Source organism: Confluentibacter sediminis (assembly GCF_003258355.1).
In the GTDB taxonomy this organism is placed as follows: Bacteria; Bacteroidota; Bacteroidia; order Flavobacteriales; family Flavobacteriaceae; genus Confluentibacter; species Confluentibacter sediminis.
On the sequence record NZ_QKPO01000005.1, the window covers coordinates 69036 to 89386 of the forward strand.

The following is a 20351-nucleotide window of genomic DNA, read 5'->3' on the forward strand; positions in this document are numbered from 1 at the left end:
TCTAAACTTTGGTATGATTTTTTCTTTCAATAATAGAAAAAACGCAGTTATAAAATCTCAGGCAAAAGTAATATTAAAAGTCGATTTTAGAAATGTTAGATAAGCGTTAATTGTTAATTTAGAGGGATTCTAAATAATAAAATGAGCCATAATTAAGTTTGTAACGTATACATATGTATTAATATATTTGAAAATGAAAACATCAAATTTAAAAATCACCTCATTAGCTTTTATCGCTATTGTTTCTTTATCAATACATTGCTATGCCCAACAAGGCTCTGCATCTGTAAATCAAGATAAAAAAATAACCACCTTATTAGATATAAGGAAGGATATGAATAAAAATGAAAATGCAACAGATCGTTATAAAATTCAAATTTATAATGGAAATAGGTCTGGTGCTTATGCCGCTCAAGAAGAATTTAATTCAAAATTCAAAGATTGGAGTCCAACAGTTGTTTACGAACAACCAAACTTTAAAACCTGGGCAGGAAACTTTAGAACTCGTTTGGAGGCAGATAAAGCTTTAAAAGAAATAAAACAGAAGTTTTCAAGTGCTTTTATTTTTAAACCTAAAAAGTAAAATAAATGATGGTATAAATAAAAACGACTCGAATGAGTCGTTTTTATTATAAAATTTTTAATTATTTAAGTTTCTTTTTAACCTCAACTTCATGGAATGCCTCGATGATATCTCCTTCTTGAATATCATTGTAATTTTTAATCTGCATACCACAATCAAAACCTTTAGTAACTTCTTTAGCGTCATCTTTAAATCGTTTTAATGAAGCTAATTCACCCGTATGAACAACTACACCATCTCTAATTAAACGAACGCTGGAGTTTCTAAATATTTTACCATTGGTTACCATACATCCTGCAATACTACCAATTTTAGTAACTTTAAATATCTCTCTAATTTCAGCAGTTCCAGTAATCTCTTCTTTAAGCTCTGGAGATAACATACCTTCCATTGCATCTTTAAGATCGTTTATGGCATCATAAATAATAGAATATGTTCTGATATCAATTTCTTCTTTATCTGCAATAGATCTGGCATTTCCAACAGGTCTCACATTAAAACCTACTATAATAGCATCGGATGCCGAAGCTAATAGCACATCACTTTCCGTAATGGCCCCAACACCTTTGTGTAAAATATTAACTTGAATTTCTTCAGTAGATAATTTTTGGAACGAATCCGTTAGTGCTTCTACAGAACCATCCACATCTCCTTTAAGGATAATATTCAATTCTTGGAAATCTCCTAAAGCGATACGACGACCAATCTCATCAAGTGTTATATGTCGTTGTGTTCTAACAGATTGTTCACGTTGCAATTGCGCTCGTTTAGAAGCAATTTGTTTTGCCTCACGTTCATCATCAAATACATTAAATTTATCACCGGCTTGTGGTGCTCCATCTAATCCTAAAATAGATACTGGAGTTGATGGTCCAGCGGCTACAACATCCTTACCACGCTCATCATGCATCGCTTTTACTTTACCACTATTTTTACCAGCAAGCACATAGTCACCAACTCGTAATGTTCCTGCCTGTACCAATATAGTTGCTACATAACCCCTACCTTTATCAAGGAATGCTTCCACAACAGTTCCAGTTGCATTTTTATTTGGATTGGCTCTAAGTTCTAATAATTCAGCCTCAAGCAATACTTTTTCTAATAATTCTTTAACACCAGTTCCCTTTTTTGCTGAAATATCATGTGATTGGATTTTTCCTCCCCAATCTTCAACCAATAAGTTCATTTGCGCTAATCCTTCTTTAATTTTTTCAGGATTTGCATCTTGCTTATCTATTTTATTGATAGCAAAAACGATTGGTACCCCAGCAGCTTGTGCATGCGCAATAGCTTCTTTAGTTTGTGGCATAATATCATCATCGGCCGCTACTACAATAATAGCTAAATCTGTTACTTGAGCTCCACGTGCACGCATCGCTGTAAACGCTTCGTGACCTGGCGTATCTAAGAAAGCTATTTTTTGACCACCTTCTAATACTACACCATAAGCACCAATATGTTGGGTAATCCCTCCAGATTCTCCTGCAATTACATTCTCTTGACGAATATAATCCAATAACGATGTTTTACCATGATCTACGTGACCCATAACGGTTACAATAGGTGCTCTAGGTAATAAATCTTCTTCTGAATCTTCTGTTACCTCGATGGATTCTTCAATATCGGCAGTTACAAATTCTACTTTATAACCAAACTCATCAGCTACAATAGACAATGTTTCTGCATCCAATCGCTGATTCATAGTCACCATCATACCTAGTGACATACATGCAGAAATAATTTGAGTTACTGGCACATCCATCATGGTAGCAACCTCACTAGCAGTAACAAACTCAGTAACTTTAAGAATCTTACTTTCCGCTGCCTCTTGCTCTAAATTTCTTTCTGTTTGATCTCTATGATAATCTCTTTTCTCTCTTCTATACTTAGCTCCTTTTCCTTTAGAACCTTTGCCTTGTAATTTTTCAAGTGTTTCCCTTACCTGTTTTTTTACATCTTCATCACTTGGCTCTTCTTTTATAATAGGGCGTCTTGCTTGACCAGGCTTACCTTTAAATCTGTCATTTGAACCTGAATGTGGTCTAGGTGAAGCATCTGGTCTGTTTTGATTATTGCCTGATGGCCCTCCTACTTTACTAATTCTACGACGCTTTTTCTTATTGGCAGCATTCGCATCATTAGGTTTTGTATCTGTCTTTTTATCTTCTTTTTTCTTCTTTGGTTTATTAAATTGACTCAAATCAATTTTATCACCAGATATTTTTGGTCCAGTAAGCTTTTGGTATTTTGTTTTTAACGTTTCCTCTTCTGGAGCAGCTTTTGTATCTCTGTTTTCTTTTGGAACCTCTTTAACAATAGGTTTAGGATCAGTTTTGGGAACAACTGTTTCAGGCTTCTTAACTTCTGGTTCAACTGGATCTGCTTTAACCTCCTTCAACACTTCCTTAACAGGTTCTGGTTGCTTAACGACTTCTTGTTTTACAACTTCCTCCTTTTTAGGCTCTGGCTCCGGCTTTGTTTCCTTCTTCTGTGGCTCTAAATCTATCTTTCCAACTTGCTTAGGTCCCGAAAGCGTTCTAGTAGCTTTGTAAATCTCCTCTCTTTTGGCGGCTTCTTTTTGTTTTTCTTCGATTTCACGTTCACGTTGTTCACGCAACACCTCTTTCTCCTTTAATTTTGCTTCACTAACTTCAATAGATGCTACTTTTTTGCTTGCATCTGTTTGAAATTCATTGGAAAGAAGTATATGAATCTCCTCTGATATTTTGGTATTCGGACTCTTTTCTATTTCTACGCCTTTGTCTTTTAAAAACTCCGTTGCGCGATCAATAGAAATATTGAGTTCCCTTAATACTTTATTTAATCTTACTGTTTCAGCCATAAATTGCCTTTAAAATACTCAAATATATGTTATTCTTCAAATTCTTCCCTAAGAATTCTAATAACGTCATTAATTGTTTCTTCTTCTAAGTCTGTTCTTTTTACTAAATCTTGAACATCTTGCTCAAGAATACTTTTAGCAGTATCCAGTCCAGCTTTACTAAATTCTTTAATAATCCATGCTTCAATTTCATCAGAAAACTCAGATAATTCCACATCTTCTTCTGCACCTTCCCTAAACACATCTATCTCGTAACCAGTCAACTGACCAGCCAAACGAATATTATGTCCACCTCTACCAATAGCTTTACTAACTTCTTCAGGTTTTAATATAACCTCAGCACGTTTTGTTGCTTCATTTATTTTAATAGAGGTTACTCTAGCTGGGCTTAAAGCTCTAGTAATGTAGAGTTGTAAATTGTTTGTATAATTGATAACGTCGATATTCTCATTTCCTAATTCGCGAACAATTCCGTGAATTCTGGATCCTTTCATACCTACACAAGCTCCAACAGGATCAATTCTATCATCATAAGAATCTACAGCCACCTTTGCTTTTTCTCCAGGAATTCTCACAACGTTTTTTATAGTGATTAGTCCATCAAACACCTCTGGTATTTCTTGTTCAAACAATTTCTCTAAAAATGCAGGGGAACTTCTAGACATAATTATAGTAGGCTTTGCTCCTTTAAGCTCAACGCTATCTATAACACCTTTTACATTATCTCCTTTTCTAAAAAAATCAGATGGAATTTGCTTTTCTTTTGGCAACACTATCTCATTGCCTTCATCATCCAATAAAATAACCGCCCTGTGACGAATGTGATGTACTTCAGCAGTATATATTTCACCTATTAAATCTTTGAATTGCTTATAAACTATGGTATTATCGTGTTCATGAATTTTAGAAATTAAGTTTTGGCGCAATGCCAAAATAGCTCTTCTACCTAAATCCACCAATTTTACTTCTTCAGACACATCTTCACCTACCTCAAAATCCGGCTCAATCTTACGAGCTTCAGACAACGAAATTTCTTGATTAGGCTCTTCTACAGCGCCATCAGCAACAACAACTCTATTTCTCCAAATTTCTAAATCACCTTTATCAGGATTAACAATAATATCAAAATTATCGTCATCTCCAAACTTTTTCTTCAAAGCGTTTCTAAAAACGTCTTCTAAAATCGCCATTAACGTTACACGATCAATTAACTTATCGTCTTTAAATTCTGAAAAAGAATCAATTAACGCAATATTTTCCATACTCCTTTTGAATTAAAATTTAATCATCACTTTTGCTTCAATAATATCTTGATAAGCAATATTCGCTTGCTTTTTCAAAGTCACTTTACCTTTACCTACAGACTTTGGTTCTCTCACTTTCCATTCCAATGTAATATCAGTTTCCGTTACCTTGGCAAGTACCCCTTCTATTTTTTCAGAAGCTGTACTTACCGTAAGTTCTCTGTTGATATTTTTTTTATACTGTCTTTTATCTACTAAAGGACTTGTAGCCCCCGCAGACATCACTTCTAAAGAAAAATCAACTTCCTCTCTATCCAAATTATGTTCAATAGCTCTACTAACAAACATACAGTCTTCTACAGAAACACCTTGATCTCCGTCGATGACAACTTTTATGTGATTATCTCCTTGAATAGAAAAATCGATAAGAAACAAATCGCTTCGTTCCAACAAGGCTTTTTCCAATAAATTTTCAACAGTAGTTTTAAACATTTTTTATTATAAAAAGAGGGGACTTCTTGTCCCCTCATATATCTTTTTTGCCTAACAACGGCGCAAATATATAATATTTTAATTGATTTTTAAAGTAATAATATATAAATTTATAGGAAACTTAACCTTAATACCCATGAAAAAACTACTTGTTCCCACCGACTTTTCCCCACAGGCCGAAAACGCTTTAAAAGTAGCAGCACAACTTGCAAAAAAACACCATTGTGACATTCACTTATTAAATATTATTGAATTACCACTTCATAAAGTGGATCCTATAATCCCCTACAACGATTTGCCTGAAGCTATTTATTTTATGAAATTAGCTCGTAAACGATTTGAACAATTAACTCGAAAAAATTACTTAACAGGCATTAAAATTCATGAACACGTGGAGTTTGACGACATATTTAGAGGCGTTATGGCGCTGTGTGAAAAAGAAAAAATTGACTTGATAATCATGGGATCTAAAGGATCCAATGGGCTTACCGAAATGCTTATAGGCTCTAATACAGAAAAAGTGGTTCGCACATCTGATGTTCCTGTGCTGGTTATTAAAAAAGAACATGAAAATTTTAACATAGATACATTTGTATTTGCATCGGACTTTAATGATGAAAGCAAAGCTACTTATAAAACAGCTATTGATTTTGCTGCCTTATTAAAAGCTAAGGTACATTTACTACTGGTTAATACTCCAAACAAATTTATGACAACCATAGAAGCGGAAGAAAGAATAAAAAACTTTACGGAAAGTGTTGATTTTAAAAATTTCACGATAAACATATACAACGATGAGACCATTGAAGCAGGCATCATGAATTTTGCACAATCCATAAAAGCAGATTTGATTGGCATGAGCACCCATGGAAGACAAGGCATATCCCATTTCTTTAATGGCAGTATTAGTGAAGATTTAGTAAACCATGCCAAAAGACCCGTTCTTACGTTTAAAATTTAAACAAAAAAAATCCTGACTCAAATAGAATCAGGATTAACAATCATGTTGGCTTACTAGGGCTCGAACCTAGACTCTTCTGGACCAAAACCAGACGTGTTGCCAGTTACACCATAAGCCAATGTGTAATTGAGGGTGCAAATTTAATACAAAGTTTTATTTGAACAAGCATTTTCTTTAAAAATAATCTTGAATCCTTAACGTTTACTTAAAAGCATGATGCTATTGCAGATTTATTACTAAATTCGCCCTAGTAAAAAACAAACATTTTCATGACAGATTTTAACTTTAAAAAATGGAACACCATAACAGGCTGGTTCGCTTTTTTAATAGCTTTAATAACGTATAGCTTAACTGTTGAGCCTACTGTAAGCTTTTGGGACGCCGGAGAATATATTTTAACTTCTTCAAAACTGCAAGTTGGACATCCGCCAGGAGCACCTTTATTTCAAATGCTTGGAGCCTTTTTCTCAATGTTCGCTTTAGAGCCTTCGCAAATTGGGTGGATGATGAATATGATGAGTGCTGTCTCTAGTGCTTTCACCATTCTTTTCATGTTTTGGACGATTACATTGCTACTTAAAAAGTTAGTGATTTACTCTAATTCCAATAAAGAAGACGTCAACAACAATGCAACTGAAGTTTCTTTAACTAAACAACAATACATAGCTATTTTAGGAAGTGGGCTTGTCGGCGGGTTAGCATTTACATTTACAGATTCTTTTTGGTTTAATGCTGTTGAAACTGAAGTATACGCTATGGCCACGTTAATTATGTCTGTATTATTTTGGCTTGGACTACGTTGGGAACAGGACATGGACAAACCCAGAGGCAATAAATGGCTTATCTTAATTTCATTTGTTATCGGCTTATCTTTTGGGGTGCATTTTATGGGTTTATTAACCATCCCTGCTATTGGTCTTGTTTATTATTTTAAAAACTATAAAACCGTAACCATAAAAAATTTCATCATAGCTAATATTGTTTCAGTGGCTGTTTTATTGTTTATATTCAAATTACTAGCCCCTAACATTCTTAAAATATTTAGTGCTTTTGAAATCTTTTTTGTCAACAGCATCGGACTCCCTTTTAATTCAGGATCCATCATCGCAGGCATCTTATTAATTGCCATAATTTACTATACATTAAAATATACTAAACAGAAAAATTATACCCATTTAAACACAAGTATTTTATGTTTAACCTATATTATTATTGGTTTTTCTACATGGTTAATGCTTCCTATTCGCGCCAATGCTAATGTAGTCATTAATGAAAATAATCCATCGAGTGCCAGAGAATTATTGGCTTATTATAATTTAGAACAATACCCAGAGTCCTATTTATTTTACGGTCCTTTATTTACAGACCAATATGCTTCTTTAGATGAAAATAATCCGTATTCAGACGACAAGCCTAAATATGAAAAAGATGACGCTAAAGGCAAGTATGTTATTGTAAATGATTATAAAAATGGCAAACAAAATTATAATTCCAAGCATGCTGCCATACTTCCAAGAATGTGGAGTGCCGAACATGCCGAAAATTATATGATGTATTCAGGGTTTTTAAATTTCAAATTAAAACCAGAATACCAAATGCAGAATGAACTTCGAACTTTGGTGAACGATTTCAAAAGCAATGTAGCCAAAGGAAATGTAGATTATGAAGGTTATAATAAATTTTTAAAACGCTACAAAGGTTATATTGATGTTGAAAAACCTTCTTTATGGTCTAACATTACCTACATGTTTGAATATCAGCTAGGGTATATGTATTTTCGTTATTTTATGTGGAATTTTTCAGGAAGGCAAGACGACATACAAGGCAGGTATGACAACCATGGAAATTGGATTACTGGTATAAAACCATTAGACGAAAAACTTTTAGGCATGTCTCAAGACAAGTTGCCTAGTGATGTTAAAAACAACAAAGCCAGAAACACCTATTACTTATTGCCTTTTATATTAGGGTTAATAGGCTTTTTCTTTTTATTCAATAAAGACAAAAAATTATTTTGGGTGATGCTGGTGTTTTTCCTCTTTACAGGAATAGCCATTCAGTTTTACACCAATGTTCGTCCTTTTGAGCCTAGAGAGCGGGATTATTCTGTTGTGGGTTCATTTTATGTATTCGCACTTTGGATTGGCTTCGGGGTTTATGCTTTATTTGATGCCCTAAAAAAATATTTGCCCGCAAATGTAACTGCTAGTCTAGTAACTGTTGTATGCTTAGCATTGGTTCCTGGAATTTTAGCCGCGAACAATTGGGATGATCATGATAGATCTGATAAATATACGGCCAAGTCCATGGCGAAAATGTATTTAGATTCCTGTGCAGAAGATGGTATTCTATTCACTATTGGAGATAATGACACCTTCGCCCTATGGTATGCCCAAGAAATTGAAGGTTACAGAACCGATGTTCGTGTGGTAAACACCAGTTTATTCCAAACAGATTGGTATATAGACCAAATGAAACGTAAAGCTTATGAAAGTGACCCAATTCCTTCACAGCTCACCCATAACGATTACAAATTTGGCACTAATGAATTTCTTCAAATTGAAAATGTTATTAGAGACACATTACAAGTAAAAGAATTATTGAATATCATACAAAGTAACAATCCTAAAACAAAGTATAAGTTCATTCTTGAGCAAAAGGGTTACGATGCTACAGACCTAAAGCAAGTAAGAAGCCAAGATTTAAATGCCAATTATGTGCCAACTTCCAATTTAAGGATTCCCGTAAATAAGGAAAACGCATTAAAATATGGCATTGTGAAACCTAAGGATGCTGACAAAATAGTACCTTATATTGATATTCATCTTACAGGAGGTGCTTTATTAAAAAACAGATTGCTTATGTTGGATATTGTTGCCAATAACGATTGGAAACGCCCTATTTATTTTACAGGCGGCAGTTTTGGTGACGACGATTATATCTGGATGAAAGATTACTTACAGCTAGACGGTATGTGCTATAAGCTAGTACCTATAAAAACGCCTGTTAATGAAGCCAACCCATTTGACATGGGGCGTGTAGATAGTGACCTTATGTATGAAAAAGTAAAACATTGGGATTGGGGCAACAGTGGTAAAAATATTTATCATGATACAGAAACCAGAAAAAACTCCATTACATACAGAGGTAATTTAGCCAGATTGATTGAGCAATTAATTAATGAGAATAAATTAAAGAAAGCCGAAGAGATAGCAGATATAGCCATGACTAATATGCCAGTTGAATATTTTGGCTATTATACGCTTTTAGAGCCTTATATTAGTGCATACTATGAAGTAGAAAATAAAGAAAAAGCTCAGAAACTATTTAAAGAAGTCTCTAAAAAATATCAGGAAAATTTAGCATACTATAGTAGTTTAAAAATAAAGAATCAAGAAAAATTATTTGAAGACATTTATACTGACATACAACGTTATAAAGGACTGGTTGATGTTTTAATGAAATATGACCCTAAATTTGCTGAAACTGAGAGTGAGGTTTTCAATAACAATTTAAAGTTATTTAAACATTTTTATGAAAACCCGTCCGAAGATGAAATAAAACCCAAAACAGACAAAGACGTTCCTGTAGAAGATAGCAGTATAGATGTAACCCCGGAGTAAGGTATGACCTTTGCACCTGTAAAAATACCATTAGTTGCGAAAAAGATGTTCCCAAACTATGTTTGGGACATCCCAACTAAAGACAAAATCCTCTATCTTACTTTTGATGATGGCCCTACACCAGAAATCACCGATTGGACATTGAACACTTTAAAAGCTTTTAACGCAAAAGCCACTTTTTTTTGTATTGGTAAAAATATTGCAAACCACCCTGATATCTTTCAAAATGTTTTAAATGATGGACATGCTATTGGAAACCACACATACAACCATATAAAAGGTTGGAAAACAAAAGCAGCTGACTATCTATTAGATATTAAAAAAACACAAGACATGATAAATTCTCAAATGAATAATAGTCTTTCCTCAAAAGTTAATCTGTTTCGCCCACCTTACGGACAAATAACACCTAAACAAGGAAAAGAATTGATGCTTTTAGGATATAAAATTGTTATGTGGGATATTATATCTTTTGATTGGGATAAGACTATAAGTGAAGATACTTGTTTAAAAAATGTAATCTCCAAATCGACCAGCGGAAGTGTTATTGTTTTTCACGATAGTGTAAAAGCATCAAAAAACATGCAATACACCCTACCAAAAACCTTGGAATATTTTAGTGACAAAGGTTATAACTTTAGACCTTTAATTTTTTAAATATACTGCTGAATGATGCCTATAAGGGTATTGGCATCTTGTTCACCGCTTTGGCGCCATTTCATTTCGCCATTTTTATAGATTATTAATGTAGGTAATCCTTTTACCCGAAGTGCTTCTGCCAATTCTTCATTCTTTTCAACATCAATTTTAATAACTTTAGCTTTATCACCTAGAGCTGCGGCAACATCTCTTAATACCGCATGCATGGCAGTTGATTGCTCGTTCCATTCTGTAAAAAAATCTAACAAAACAGGAATGTCTACATCGATAAGTTCCCCAAATTTTGACATACTTAATTCTTTATTAGCCAAATAACTTATACAAACCTACGTATTTTTTTAATATTACAAATATTTGCAATAGTTTATAACGTATTTGTCAATTTACTAAGATAAAAATACATAATTTCTTCATAATTATTACAGGCGAAAACTAATTAAGCATCTCTATAGGCCTTTTTAAGTTCTATAACTGTAATTTCTGGCCAAATACCGACTCGACCAGGAAATGCTAAATACCCGAAACCACGGTTTACATTAATGTATTTACCCATTTCATTATATATACCTGCCCAATATTTATAACGCCATTTTATAGGGCTCCATTTAATCCATCCTGGAATTTCAATACCAAATTGCATCCCATGGGTATGTCCGCTTAATGTTAAATGATAATGATAGTCTGCTTTAATAACTTCATACTGCCAATGCGATGGATCGTGGCTCATTAATATTTTAAAATCATTCTTATCTATATTTTTTTCAGCCTTTTTTAAATCACCCGCCTTTTTAAAGCCTCCTACGCCCCAATTTTCAACCCCCACTAAAGCAATGCGTTCGCCATTTTTTTCTAGATAACGGCTTTCATTCAATAATAAATCAAAGCCCAATTCTTTTTGAACCTTTTTTAAATCTTCTAAATTTTGATGCTTTGCGTGTTCTGATTCCCAAGACACATAATCACCATAATCATGATTCCCCAATACAGAATATTTACCATCCTTAGCATAAAGCTTATCAAAAACATGCATATAAGGATGCATTTCTTCTGCTTTATTATTAACCATATCTCCAGTAAACAGGATAACATCACTTTGTTGTTCATTCACTAAATCGATAGCGTATTTAACTTTATCCATATCATCAAAACTTCCTGAATGAATATCACTTATTTGTGTGATTTTATAACCATCGAAAGCTTTAGGTAAGTCTTCAAAAGTCAACGTATATTTCAACACTTTAAAATTATACTTACCTTTATAAATGCCATAAATAATAGAAGCAAACGGAATAGCAGCCAAACCGATTGCCATTTTACTTAAAAATTGGCGCCTTGCTGGAAAATAATTTCCTTTAGCACTACCGCCCTCAGTAAAATATCTGTAAATAGCCTGTGGTATTCTAAAAATATCTTCCCCAAACATGATTAACAATAAAACCATTTTAGGAACCAATGCGGCAATTAAAAATCCAAAAGCAAAGGCTTGATTTTTAGAGAAGCCATTGTTTCTATTAAACTCATAATAATTAAATAGGAAATTCCCGATAACAAGTAAAGATAATACCCAATATAAAAGATATATCCAATTATTTTTTGAAACCGTTTTAAATGCCTGAAAAGCGTAAAAATCTACAACAACATAGATGATAAGGAAGATAATCCAACGAATCATAGGTTTATTTTTTTCAAAGATAATAGTATTATAAATTAATAGGCGACAAGCGAATTTTATTTAACTATTAGTTAAGGTTAATTCGTTTTCCTTTCACTACAAAATGCAAAAACCAAATAGGGCTTTCAATAATTTCAATTTTACCATTAACTTTTTGTAGTTTTGATTTTCTATCAAAACCAATCAAATGTCCGATAAAAAACGTCTTTTCTTAGTTGATGCCTATGCCCTAATTTTTAGAGGTTATTATGCTTTTATAAAAAACCCTAGAATCAATTCCAAAGGCACAGACACCTCTGCTATCATGGGATTTATGAATTCTCTTTTAGATGTGATAAAAAGAGAACGCCCCGACCATTTAGCCGTTTGTTTTGATAAAGGTGGCAGTGTTGATAGAGTGGAAATGTTTGAAGCCTACAAAGCCAACCGTGATGCAACCCCTGAAGCCATAAAAATTGCCATTCCTTATATTCAAGACATTTTAAAAGCCATGCATATTCCTATTATGGTGAAAGAAGGTTATGAAGCCGATGACGTTATAGGAACGCTTTCCAAACAGGCGGAGAAAGAAGGTTACAAAACCTTTATGGTAACACCCGATAAAGATTTTGCTCAATTAGTTTCTGATAATATTTTTATGTATCGCCCGGTTTTCGGCGGTGGTTACGAAACTTGGGGCATTGATGAAGTAAAGAAAAAATTTGAAGTGGATGACCCATTACAAGTCATTGATTTTTTAGGAATGATGGGGGACTCTAGTGATAATATTCCAGGTTTGCCAGGTGTGGGCGAAAAAACAGCAAAAAAATTATTGGCGGAATATGGTAGCATGGAAAACCTTTTGGCAAATACCCATGAGCTAAAAGGAAAAATGAAAGAAAACATTGAAGCCAATAAAGAACTCGGCTTACTTTCTAAAAAACTGGCGACTATCATGCTAGATGTGCCTGTTGAATTTAATGCCAAAGATTTTGAATTAGACCAACCCGATATTGAAAAAGTAACAGCCATTTTTGAAGAATTAGAATTCAGACAATTACTAACAAACTTTGTAAAAACATTTGCTATTGAAGCAGAAATGGCTTCAATGGAAAGTCAGAATAGTGAATCCATTTCCGAAGAAAAACCAAAAGAAAAGAAAGAATCAAAATCCTCAGCAGGTGCTGGTCAATTTTCATTATTTGGGAATGATGGTGATGCAGAAGTTGTAAAAAATTACAGCTCTAGAAACACTTCTGGAAACACATCACACTTTTATCAAAGCGTGGTTTCTGGTATGGCTACTAAATTATTCATTAAAAATTTAATGGCTCAAAAAAGCGTTTGTTTTGATACCGAAACAACCAATATAGACCCCATTATAGCCGAATTAGTTGGTATTGCTTTTTCTTGGGAAACTGGCAAAGGCTTTTACTTACCATTTCCAGAAGACAAAAACGATGCACAAGCATTAGTTGAGCAACTGCGTCCGTTTTTTGAAAATGAATCTATTGAAAAAATTGGTCAGAATTTAAAATATGATATTAAAGTGTTGGCTAAATACAACATCGATGTAAAAGGCAAATTATTTGATACCATGTTGGCCCATTATCTAATCAATCCCGATATGCGCCACAATATGGATGTGTTGGCTGAAACTTATTTGAACTATACCCCTATTTCCATCACGGAACTGATTGGTAAAACAGGGAAGAATCAAATAACCATGCGAGAGGTGCCTTTAGAAAAGCAAACGGAATATGCTGTTGAAGATGCCGATATAACGCTTCAACTTAAAGAACATTTTGAAAAAGAATTAGGGGAAGCTAATACACAAAAATTGTTTTATGACATTGAAATTCCATTATTGCGCGTGTTGGCAGCGATGGAATTGGAAGGTATAAATTTAGATGAAAACTTTTTAAAATCATTGTCGGTTGAATTAGATAATGACATCAAAACTTTAGAAGAAAACATCTATAAAGAAGCTGGCGAAACATTTAATATTGCCTCGCCAAAACAATTAGGAGAGATTCTTTTTGATAAAATGAAATTGGTTGATAAACCTAAAAAAACCAAAACAGGGCAATACGCCACATCGGAAGATATCTTAAGTTACATGGCAAAAGACCATGAAATCATCCAGCATATTTTAGATTTTAGAGGCTTATCAAAACTAAAAAGCACTTATGTGGATGCTTTACCGCATCAAGTTTTAAAAATTACGGGGAGAGTACACACAGATTATATGCAAACAGTTGCTGCTACTGGACGTTTAAGTAGCAACAACCCAAATCTTCAAAACATCCCCATTCGAACAGAGCGGGGTCGCCAAGTACGAAAAGCATTCATTCCAAGAAATGATGATTACACGCTATTATCTGCCGATTATTCTCAAATAGAACTTCGTATCATAGCCGCTTTAAGTAAAGAAGAAACCATGATAAATGCTTTTAAACATGGCGAAGACATTCATGCTTCAACAGCATCTAAAGTGTTTAATGTGCCTTTAAATGAAGTGACTCGTGAGCAACGTAGCAATGCTAAAACCGTGAATTTTGGTATTATATATGGGGTATCAGCTTTCGGTTTAAGCAATCAAACCAACCTAACACGAAGCGAAGCGAAAGAATTGATTGACACTTATTATGCAACCTACCCAAAACTAAGAAGTTTTATAAGTGAGCAAATAGATTTTGCTCGCGACAACGGCTATGTTCAAACCGTTTTAGGCCGTCGCCGTTATTTAAAAGACATTAATTCCAGAAATGCTGTGGTAAGAGGAGCTGCGGAACGCAATGCGGTTAATGCACCGATACAAGGCAGCGCCGCCGATATTATTAAAATGGCTATGATTAATATTTACAATAAACTAAAAGCTGGTCATTACAAAACCAAAATGCTACTACAAGTACATGATGAGTTGGTTTTTGATGTTTACAAACCCGAACTAGAGACTATTAAAACTTTGGTAAAAACCGAAATGGAACATGCCTATACACTTGAAGTCCCATTGGATGTAGATTTGGGTGTTGGCTATGATTGGTTAGAAGCACATTAATTTGAAAATTAACATATAAAAAAGGGTGGGATTCGATGGAATCCCACCCTTTTTTATATGATCAAATCATATTATGCAGTTTGCATGTTATGTTTACCTTCGTACACTTCTTCTACTAATTTAGCATTAAATGCCGGTAAATCTTTCGGTGAACGGCTCGTAACCAATCCTTCATCGACAACAACTTCTTGATCTACCCAATGCGCTCCTGCATTAATAATGTCTGTTTTTATGGAACTAAAAGATGTTACTTTACGTCCTTTTAAAACATCTGCTTCAGCCAATAGCCATGGACCATGGCATATCGCTCCAACAGGTTTTTTATTTTCAAAAAATGATTTAACAAACTTTACTGCTTTAACATTTCTTCTTAATAAATCAGGATTTATAACACCGCCTGGTAGCATTAAGGCATGATAATCACTTTGAGACACCTCCTCTAAAGTTTTATCAACTTTATAAGAATTGCTCCAATTTCCATCAGACCATCCTTTGATCTCCCCAGATTTTATAGATACTATATGTACATCTGCTCCAGCTTTCTCTAGGGCTTTTTTTGGTTCTGTTAATTCACTTTCTTCAAATCCATCAGTTGCTAATATAGCAACGGTCTTTCTTTCTAAATTTTCCATTTTTATTTTAATTTTTAATTAATAAATGCTCATCCTCAATATAAGGAAAACAAACAATTATAACGAATGCTTTAGGGAGTTTAACCTAACATTAACAGGTCTTTAAATAAACTTTATGAATCTTCTAGTTCTCTTATCCATACTAAAAAAATTATTATTTAAGAGCTAAACAACTTATCTTGCAGTAACACTTTAAATGACCCATTCTTAGAACTATTAGAACTAAATAAAACCATAAAAAAAACAATTAAACATCTCTTTTTCAAAACAAAAGCGTAAAACATAAAATGAAAGAATTGAACCCACATCCTGATTTTTTGCCTCAATTGACAGCTTGTTTTGCACAACCTGCTGCCGAAAACCCTACCGTAGCAATGGTAGAAGCAGCCTATGAACATCATGGATTGCATTTTCGTTATATCACTTGTGAAGTAAGCCCTGAAAACCTGGAAGCTGCAGTAAATGGTGCCAAAGCGATGGGGTGGGCAGGCTTTAATTGCTCTTTACCTCATAAAGTTGAAATCATCAAATATTTAGACGAACTCGGAGAATCTGCTCAATTAATAGGTGCCGTAAATACCGTTGTAAAACAAGGGGATAAATGGATTGGTGAAAACACGGATGGTAAAGGTTTTGTACAGGCACTTAAAGAAATAGTCAATCCTGTTAATAAACATGTTACTTTATTTGGAGCTGGCGGGGCTGCAAGAGCTATAGCTGTAGAATTGGCATTAGCAGGAGCCTCATTAATCACTATTGTTAACCGAAGCAAAGAACGAGCTGAAAAGGTTGTAGAATTATTAAATAAAAAGACTGAGACAAAAGCCGTTTATCATCCTTGGACAAACGAATACGCTGTCGAAACCACTACAGATATTGTTATTAACGCTACAAGTATCGGTTTGTATCCCAATATCAATGAGCAATTACCTATAGATTTCAACTCTATTAAAACCAATATGTTAGTTGCAGATTGCATTCCCAATCCCCCGAAAACCCATTTAATTCAAACAGCAATGGCAAAAAATTGTAAAACAATTGACGGATTAAAAATGTTGGTAAATCAAGGTGTGATTGGTATTAAACATTGGACGGGTACAGATGTAGAACCTGCAATAATACATAGCGCTTTAAAAAAGGCCCTGAATATTAAAGACTAACTAGTAAAAATCAAACTATGGAAAAAAGCCATGGCTTAGCAAACCGCTTTAGAGAAGTTATTTTAAACGGAACTTGGATAGCAAATACAAATTACAAAGACCAATTGACAAATACACGTTTGGACATTGCGAATAAAAAATTAGGGGCATTAAATGCAATCTCTGTTTTAGCTCAGCATATCCATTATTATATTAATGGAATAAAAAATGTATTCAAGGGTGGGAATCTAGATATTAAAGACTCGTTTAGTTTTGATTTCCCTCCAATTGCATCACAGAGTGATTGGGAATTATTTTTAGAAAAATTATGGGCCGATACAGACGAATTTGCCAATTTGGTTGAACAAATGTCTGAAGAAAAGTTAAACGAAAATTTTGTAGATGAAAAATACGGAACATATCATCGAAATATTGAAGGTATGACTGAACATTGCTACTATCATCTAGGACAAATTGTTTTGATAAAAAAGTTACTACAATCAAGTTAAAAAAGGAATCATTTCAAAACAATAAAAAAATTATGATTAGCTTAGCCTGAACAGAATACATGACCTATAACCTTCTAAACCCAAACCACTACAGGCAATGAAAAAGCAAATTATTTTTATCACTATCTGTTTCATTTCAACCGTTTGTAGTAAAGCACAATCTAAAGATATTCATGTTAACTCTCTTGGCTTCCTGACCAATCTTAAAAAATCTGCAACCATTTCAAAAGAATGTACCGCATTTAATATTCTAGATTTGAAAGGCCATCTTGTGTTTTCAGGAAAAACTACGGGTCCTATTTACCAAAAAGATGTAGATCAAAATATTTGGAACGCCGATTTTTCAGAATTCACAAAGTCTGGAGACTATATTCTAGAAATACCAAATGTTGGGAAATCTATACCATTTAAAATAGCCGACGATACGTTTAATTTTGCTGCAAAAACAAGCATGCGTGCCTTTTATTTATGGCGTTGTGGTATGGTTGTTGAAGATGATTTCAATGGAAACCAGTATCATCAGGACGCATGTCATTTAAAAGATGGATTTGATGACTATATAGGAAATAGTGGCTTTCAACGTGATGGAACTGGCGGATGGCATGATGCAGGTGATTACGGAAAATACACTGTGAATGCGGGTATCACTGTCGGTATGCTTTTCATGGCATGGGAGCATTTTAAACCAAAAATTGAAAAATTACATTTAGACCTTCCAAAAACAGCTACTAGATTGCCTGATTTTCTTGAAGAAATAAAATGGGAAACCGACTGGGTTTTGAAAATGCAATATCCAGATGGTTCTGGAAAAGTATCGCATAAATTAACACGTATAAACTTTGCACCATTTATTATGGCCGATAAAGATGATGAGAAACGCTATTTTACAGAATGGAGTTCTGCCGCCACTGCCGATTTTGTAGCGATGATGGCTATGGCCGCACGCTATTTTGAACCTTATGATGCGGCGTATGCCAAAAAATGTTTGGATGCCGCTTGGATAAGCTATCGCTTTTTACAGCAAAATCCAGAAGAAAAACGTTTTGTTCAAGGCGACTTTAAAACGGGGGGCTACCAAACCAGAGATGCCGACGATAGATTATGGGCAGCCGCAGAACTATGGGAAACCACAGGGGATAAAACGGCACTTGCCGATTTTGAAAAAAGAGCAGCTACTATGGATTTCAAGATGGAAGAAAATTGGGATTGGGGAAATGTGTCTAATCTGGGCATGTTCACCTATGCCCTTTCAAAAAGAAAAGACAAAAATCCTGAAATTGATAAATTGATTAAAAACAACATCATCCATAATGCAGATGCCTTGGTTGAAAAAGGCAAAACAGATGTATATGCCCGTGCGCTTGGTGGGATCTATTTTTGGGGCTGTAATGGTACGGTCGCGCGCCAAACGATGAATTTACAAATTGCCAACAAGCTACAACCAAAAAAAGAATATATAGACACCGCCGTTGGTATTGTTGACCATATTTTTGGAAACAATTTCTATAATCGGTCGTTTGTAACTGGTTTGGGCATCAACCCACCCATGCATCCACACGACCGCCGATCTGGTGCTGATGGTATTGAAGCACCCTGGCCAGGGTATTTGGTTGGTGGCGGACACACAGCAACCGATTGGATTGATGACCAAGAATCTTATAGCCTCAATGAAATAGCTATTAATTGGCAAGGTGCTTTGGTGTATGCTTTGATGGGGTTTGTGGATTGAAATCAATCCATTAAGTAGATTTTTTTAATATTTCAATTTAAAAAATTCACAATAGATTACAGTCTATTATATTTAAAAAAAAGTCTCCAATTACTCAAACTTAAATAAAGATATTAAACCTTAATAATCACCTAATAAATTAACTATAAATAATATTCGTCTGTATTTGGTAATCAAATATATAATTGTAAATTTGCAAACTCTTTTTGAGAGAGGAATGTTTAATAAGAAAAAATTAATAACGTGGACACATTAAGCTACAAAACGATTTCAGCTAATAAAGCGACTGCAGATAAGCAGTGGGTTTTAGTGGATGCTGAAGGTCAATCTTTGGGTCGCTTAGCTTCAAAAGTTGCAAAACTTTTAAGAGGTAAGCATAAACCTAGCTTCACACCACACGTTGATTGTGGAGATAACGTGATTGTTATCAACTCAGAAAAAGTCAACTTAACAGGAAACAAGTGGAATGATAAAACATACATTCGTCACACAGGGTATCCAGGTGGTCAAAGAAGTTTAACAGCTACAGAATTGTTTGGAAAAGATCCAGCAAGAGTCGTAGAAAAATCGGTAAAAGGAATGTTACCTAAAAACAAATTAGGTGCAGATTTATTCCGTAATTTAAATGTTGTTGTTGGTTCTGCACACACACATGCTGCACAAAAACCAAAAACAATTAACTTAAACGAATTCAAGTAATGGAAGTAATTCACAAAATTGGTCGTAGAAAAACGGCGGTTGCTCGTGTATATGTTGCCCCAGGAAAAGGGAACATCACAGTAAACAAAAAAGAATTAAACGCTTACTTTACAACATCTACTTTACAGTATAAAGTTAACCAACCATTAGCAATGACTAATAACGAAGGTAACTTTGATATTAAAGTAAGTGTATTAGGTGGCGGAATTACTGGTCAAGCAGAAGCTGTTCGTTTAGCGATCTCTCGTGCTATGTGCGAAGTAGATGCAGAAAACAGATTAACACTTAAACCAGAAGGCTTATTAACAAGAGACCCAAGAATGGTAGAGCGTAAAAAATTCGGTCAGAAAAAAGCGCGTAAGAAATTCCAATTCTCTAAACGTTAATATTATTGCTGAATTAATTTTCAGTACAAAGAAAAATTTAAACCAGTTATTGTTGTCCATGACCTTTAAAAGTCAGGATTTAGTTAAGCATCTAAATGGTTAAGGCGATTTGAAAAATGACCACTTAATCATTGCTAATC

Annotated in this window: 16 protein-coding genes and 1 tRNA gene; 10 read left to right on the forward strand and 7 right to left on the reverse strand. The window is 34.2% G+C overall.

Translation table 11 applies throughout. The features are described from left to right. The first annotated feature begins 193 nt into the window (after nucleotides 1–193). Nucleotides 194–583, forward strand: a complete 390-nt coding sequence (locus tag DKT72_RS05310) for an SPOR domain-containing protein (protein ID WP_111307694.1) — start codon at nucleotides 194–196, stop codon at nucleotides 581–583. A 61-nt stretch (nucleotides 584–644) separates the two neighbouring features. Here DKT72_RS05310 and infB read toward each other — a convergent pair whose 3' ends face one another. Genes infB through rimP form a run of 3 tightly spaced genes read right to left on the reverse strand, consistent with a single transcriptional unit; the run spans nucleotide 645 to nucleotide 5161 of the window. Continuing rightward, nucleotides 645–3425, reverse strand: a complete 2781-nt coding sequence (gene infB, locus DKT72_RS05315; protein WP_111307695.1) for a translation initiation factor IF-2 — start codon at nucleotides 3423–3425, stop codon at nucleotides 645–647. Between the two features lie 29 nt (nucleotides 3426–3454). Further along, nucleotides 3455–4687, reverse strand: coding sequence for a transcription termination factor NusA (gene nusA / locus DKT72_RS05320; RefSeq protein WP_111307696.1), 1233 nt, complete (start codon nucleotides 4685–4687; stop codon nucleotides 3455–3457). 12 nt (nucleotides 4688–4699) lie between these two features. Then, entirely contained in the window at nucleotides 4700–5161 is a 462-nt protein-coding gene (gene rimP / locus DKT72_RS05325; RefSeq protein WP_111307697.1) for a ribosome assembly cofactor RimP, read from the reverse strand. Between the two features lie 136 nt (nucleotides 5162–5297). Between rimP and DKT72_RS05330 the strand changes: the two genes are divergently transcribed. Next, nucleotides 5298–6122, forward strand: a complete 825-nt coding sequence (locus DKT72_RS05330; RefSeq protein ID WP_111307698.1) for a universal stress protein — start codon at nucleotides 5298–5300, stop codon at nucleotides 6120–6122. Nucleotides 6123–6167: 45 nt separating this feature from the next. Here the strand turns inward: DKT72_RS05330 and DKT72_RS05335 are convergent. After that, nucleotides 6168–6240, reverse strand: a tRNA-Gln gene (locus DKT72_RS05335). Between the two features lie 151 nt (nucleotides 6241–6391). On the opposite strand from DKT72_RS05335, the gene DKT72_RS05340 reads away from it, so the two are divergent. Together DKT72_RS05340 and DKT72_RS05345 are read left to right on the forward strand one after the other, a co-directional pair. Then, nucleotides 6392–9745 (forward strand): glycosyltransferase family 117 protein, encoded by a 3354-nt coding sequence (locus tag DKT72_RS05340; protein ID WP_111307699.1) that lies wholly within the window; start codon nucleotides 6392–6394, stop codon nucleotides 9743–9745. Between the two features lie 3 nt (nucleotides 9746–9748). Continuing rightward, the gene (locus DKT72_RS05345) at nucleotides 9749–10402 is read left to right on the forward strand and encodes a polysaccharide deacetylase family protein (protein ID WP_111307700.1); all 654 of its coding nucleotides are present in this window, start codon (nucleotides 9749–9751) and stop codon (nucleotides 10400–10402) included. Here DKT72_RS05345 and DKT72_RS05350 read toward each other — a convergent pair. Both DKT72_RS05350 and DKT72_RS05355 read right to left on the reverse strand, forming a co-directional pair. After that, nucleotides 10399–10695 carry a thioredoxin family protein gene (locus tag DKT72_RS05350; RefSeq protein ID WP_100610177.1) on the reverse strand — a complete coding sequence of 99 codons (297 nt, stop codon included), beginning with the start codon at nucleotides 10693–10695 and terminating at the stop codon, nucleotides 10399–10401. The genes DKT72_RS05345 and DKT72_RS05350 overlap by 4 nt on opposite strands. Before the next feature lie 146 nt (nucleotides 10696–10841). Beyond that, the gene (locus tag DKT72_RS05355; protein ID WP_111307701.1) at nucleotides 10842–12077 is read right to left on the reverse strand and encodes a metallophosphoesterase; all 1236 of its coding nucleotides are present in this window, start codon (nucleotides 12075–12077) and stop codon (nucleotides 10842–10844) included. Nucleotides 12078–12264: 187 nt separating this feature from the next. On the opposite strand from DKT72_RS05355, the gene polA reads away from it, so the two are divergent. Next, nucleotides 12265–15117 (forward strand): DNA polymerase I, encoded by a 2853-nt coding sequence (polA, locus tag DKT72_RS05360; protein WP_111307702.1) that lies wholly within the window; start codon nucleotides 12265–12267, stop codon nucleotides 15115–15117. 71 nt (nucleotides 15118–15188) lie between these two features. On the opposite strand, the gene DKT72_RS05365 is transcribed toward polA, so the two are convergent. Continuing rightward, entirely contained in the window at nucleotides 15189–15749 is a 561-nt protein-coding gene (locus DKT72_RS05365; protein ID WP_111307703.1) for a type 1 glutamine amidotransferase domain-containing protein, read from the reverse strand. Between the two features lie 287 nt (nucleotides 15750–16036). On the opposite strand from DKT72_RS05365, the gene aroE reads away from it, so the two are divergent. The 5 genes from aroE (at nucleotide 16037) to rpsI (ending at nucleotide 20211) form a co-directional block, all read left to right on the forward strand. Further along, nucleotides 16037–16909 carry a shikimate dehydrogenase gene (gene aroE / locus DKT72_RS05370; RefSeq protein ID WP_111307704.1) on the forward strand — a complete coding sequence of 291 codons (873 nt, stop codon included), beginning with the start codon at nucleotides 16037–16039 and terminating at the stop codon, nucleotides 16907–16909. Between the two features lie 17 nt (nucleotides 16910–16926). Continuing rightward, nucleotides 16927–17397: a DUF1572 domain-containing protein gene (locus DKT72_RS05375; protein WP_111307705.1), complete on the forward strand. Its 471-nt coding sequence runs from the start codon at nucleotides 16927–16929 to the stop codon at nucleotides 17395–17397. Between the two features lie 97 nt (nucleotides 17398–17494). Next, nucleotides 17495–19126 carry a glycoside hydrolase family 9 protein gene (locus DKT72_RS05380; protein WP_111307706.1) on the forward strand — a complete coding sequence of 544 codons (1632 nt, stop codon included), beginning with the start codon at nucleotides 17495–17497 and terminating at the stop codon, nucleotides 19124–19126. Between the two features lie 243 nt (nucleotides 19127–19369). Beyond that, nucleotides 19370–19825, forward strand: coding sequence for a 50S ribosomal protein L13 (gene rplM, locus DKT72_RS05385; RefSeq protein ID WP_111307707.1), 456 nt, complete (start codon nucleotides 19370–19372; stop codon nucleotides 19823–19825). Next, nucleotides 19825–20211: a 30S ribosomal protein S9 gene (gene rpsI / locus DKT72_RS05390; protein ID WP_111307708.1), complete on the forward strand. Its 387-nt coding sequence runs from the start codon at nucleotides 19825–19827 to the stop codon at nucleotides 20209–20211. The genes rplM and rpsI overlap by 1 nt, the downstream gene beginning before the upstream one ends. The last annotated feature ends 140 nt before the right edge of the window (nucleotides 20212–20351 follow it).

What these genes read in the sequence shown, in the direction of transcription:
- DKT72_RS05310 (WP_111307694.1), top strand. Translation starts at nt 194, where the DNA reads ATGAAAACATCAAATTTAAAAATCACCTCATTAGCTTTTATCGCTATT.
- infB (WP_111307695.1), bottom strand. Translation starts at nt 3,425, where the DNA reads ATGGCTGAAACAGTAAGATTAAATAAAGTATTAAGGGAACTCAATATT.
- nusA (WP_111307696.1), bottom strand. Translation starts at nt 4,687, where the DNA reads ATGGAAAATATTGCGTTAATTGATTCTTTTTCAGAATTTAAAGACGAT.
- rimP (WP_111307697.1), bottom strand. Translation starts at nt 5,161, where the DNA reads ATGTTTAAAACTACTGTTGAAAATTTATTGGAAAAAGCCTTGTTGGAA.
- DKT72_RS05330 (WP_111307698.1), top strand. Translation starts at nt 5,298, where the DNA reads ATGAAAAAACTACTTGTTCCCACCGACTTTTCCCCACAGGCCGAAAAC.
- DKT72_RS05340 (WP_111307699.1), top strand. Translation starts at nt 6,392, where the DNA reads ATGACAGATTTTAACTTTAAAAAATGGAACACCATAACAGGCTGGTTC.
- DKT72_RS05345 (WP_111307700.1), top strand. Translation starts at nt 9,749, where the DNA reads ATGACCTTTGCACCTGTAAAAATACCATTAGTTGCGAAAAAGATGTTC.
- DKT72_RS05350 (WP_100610177.1), bottom strand. Translation starts at nt 10,695, where the DNA reads ATGTCAAAATTTGGGGAACTTATCGATGTAGACATTCCTGTTTTGTTA.
- DKT72_RS05355 (WP_111307701.1), bottom strand. Translation starts at nt 12,077, where the DNA reads ATGATTCGTTGGATTATCTTCCTTATCATCTATGTTGTTGTAGATTTT.
- polA (WP_111307702.1), top strand. Translation starts at nt 12,265, where the DNA reads ATGTCCGATAAAAAACGTCTTTTCTTAGTTGATGCCTATGCCCTAATT.
- DKT72_RS05365 (WP_111307703.1), bottom strand. Translation starts at nt 15,749, where the DNA reads ATGGAAAATTTAGAAAGAAAGACCGTTGCTATATTAGCAACTGATGGA.
- aroE (WP_111307704.1), top strand. Translation starts at nt 16,037, where the DNA reads ATGAAAGAATTGAACCCACATCCTGATTTTTTGCCTCAATTGACAGCT.
- DKT72_RS05375 (WP_111307705.1), top strand. Translation starts at nt 16,927, where the DNA reads ATGGAAAAAAGCCATGGCTTAGCAAACCGCTTTAGAGAAGTTATTTTA.
- DKT72_RS05380 (WP_111307706.1), top strand. Translation starts at nt 17,495, where the DNA reads ATGAAAAAGCAAATTATTTTTATCACTATCTGTTTCATTTCAACCGTT.
- rpsI (WP_111307708.1), top strand. Translation starts at nt 19,825, where the DNA reads ATGGAAGTAATTCACAAAATTGGTCGTAGAAAAACGGCGGTTGCTCGT.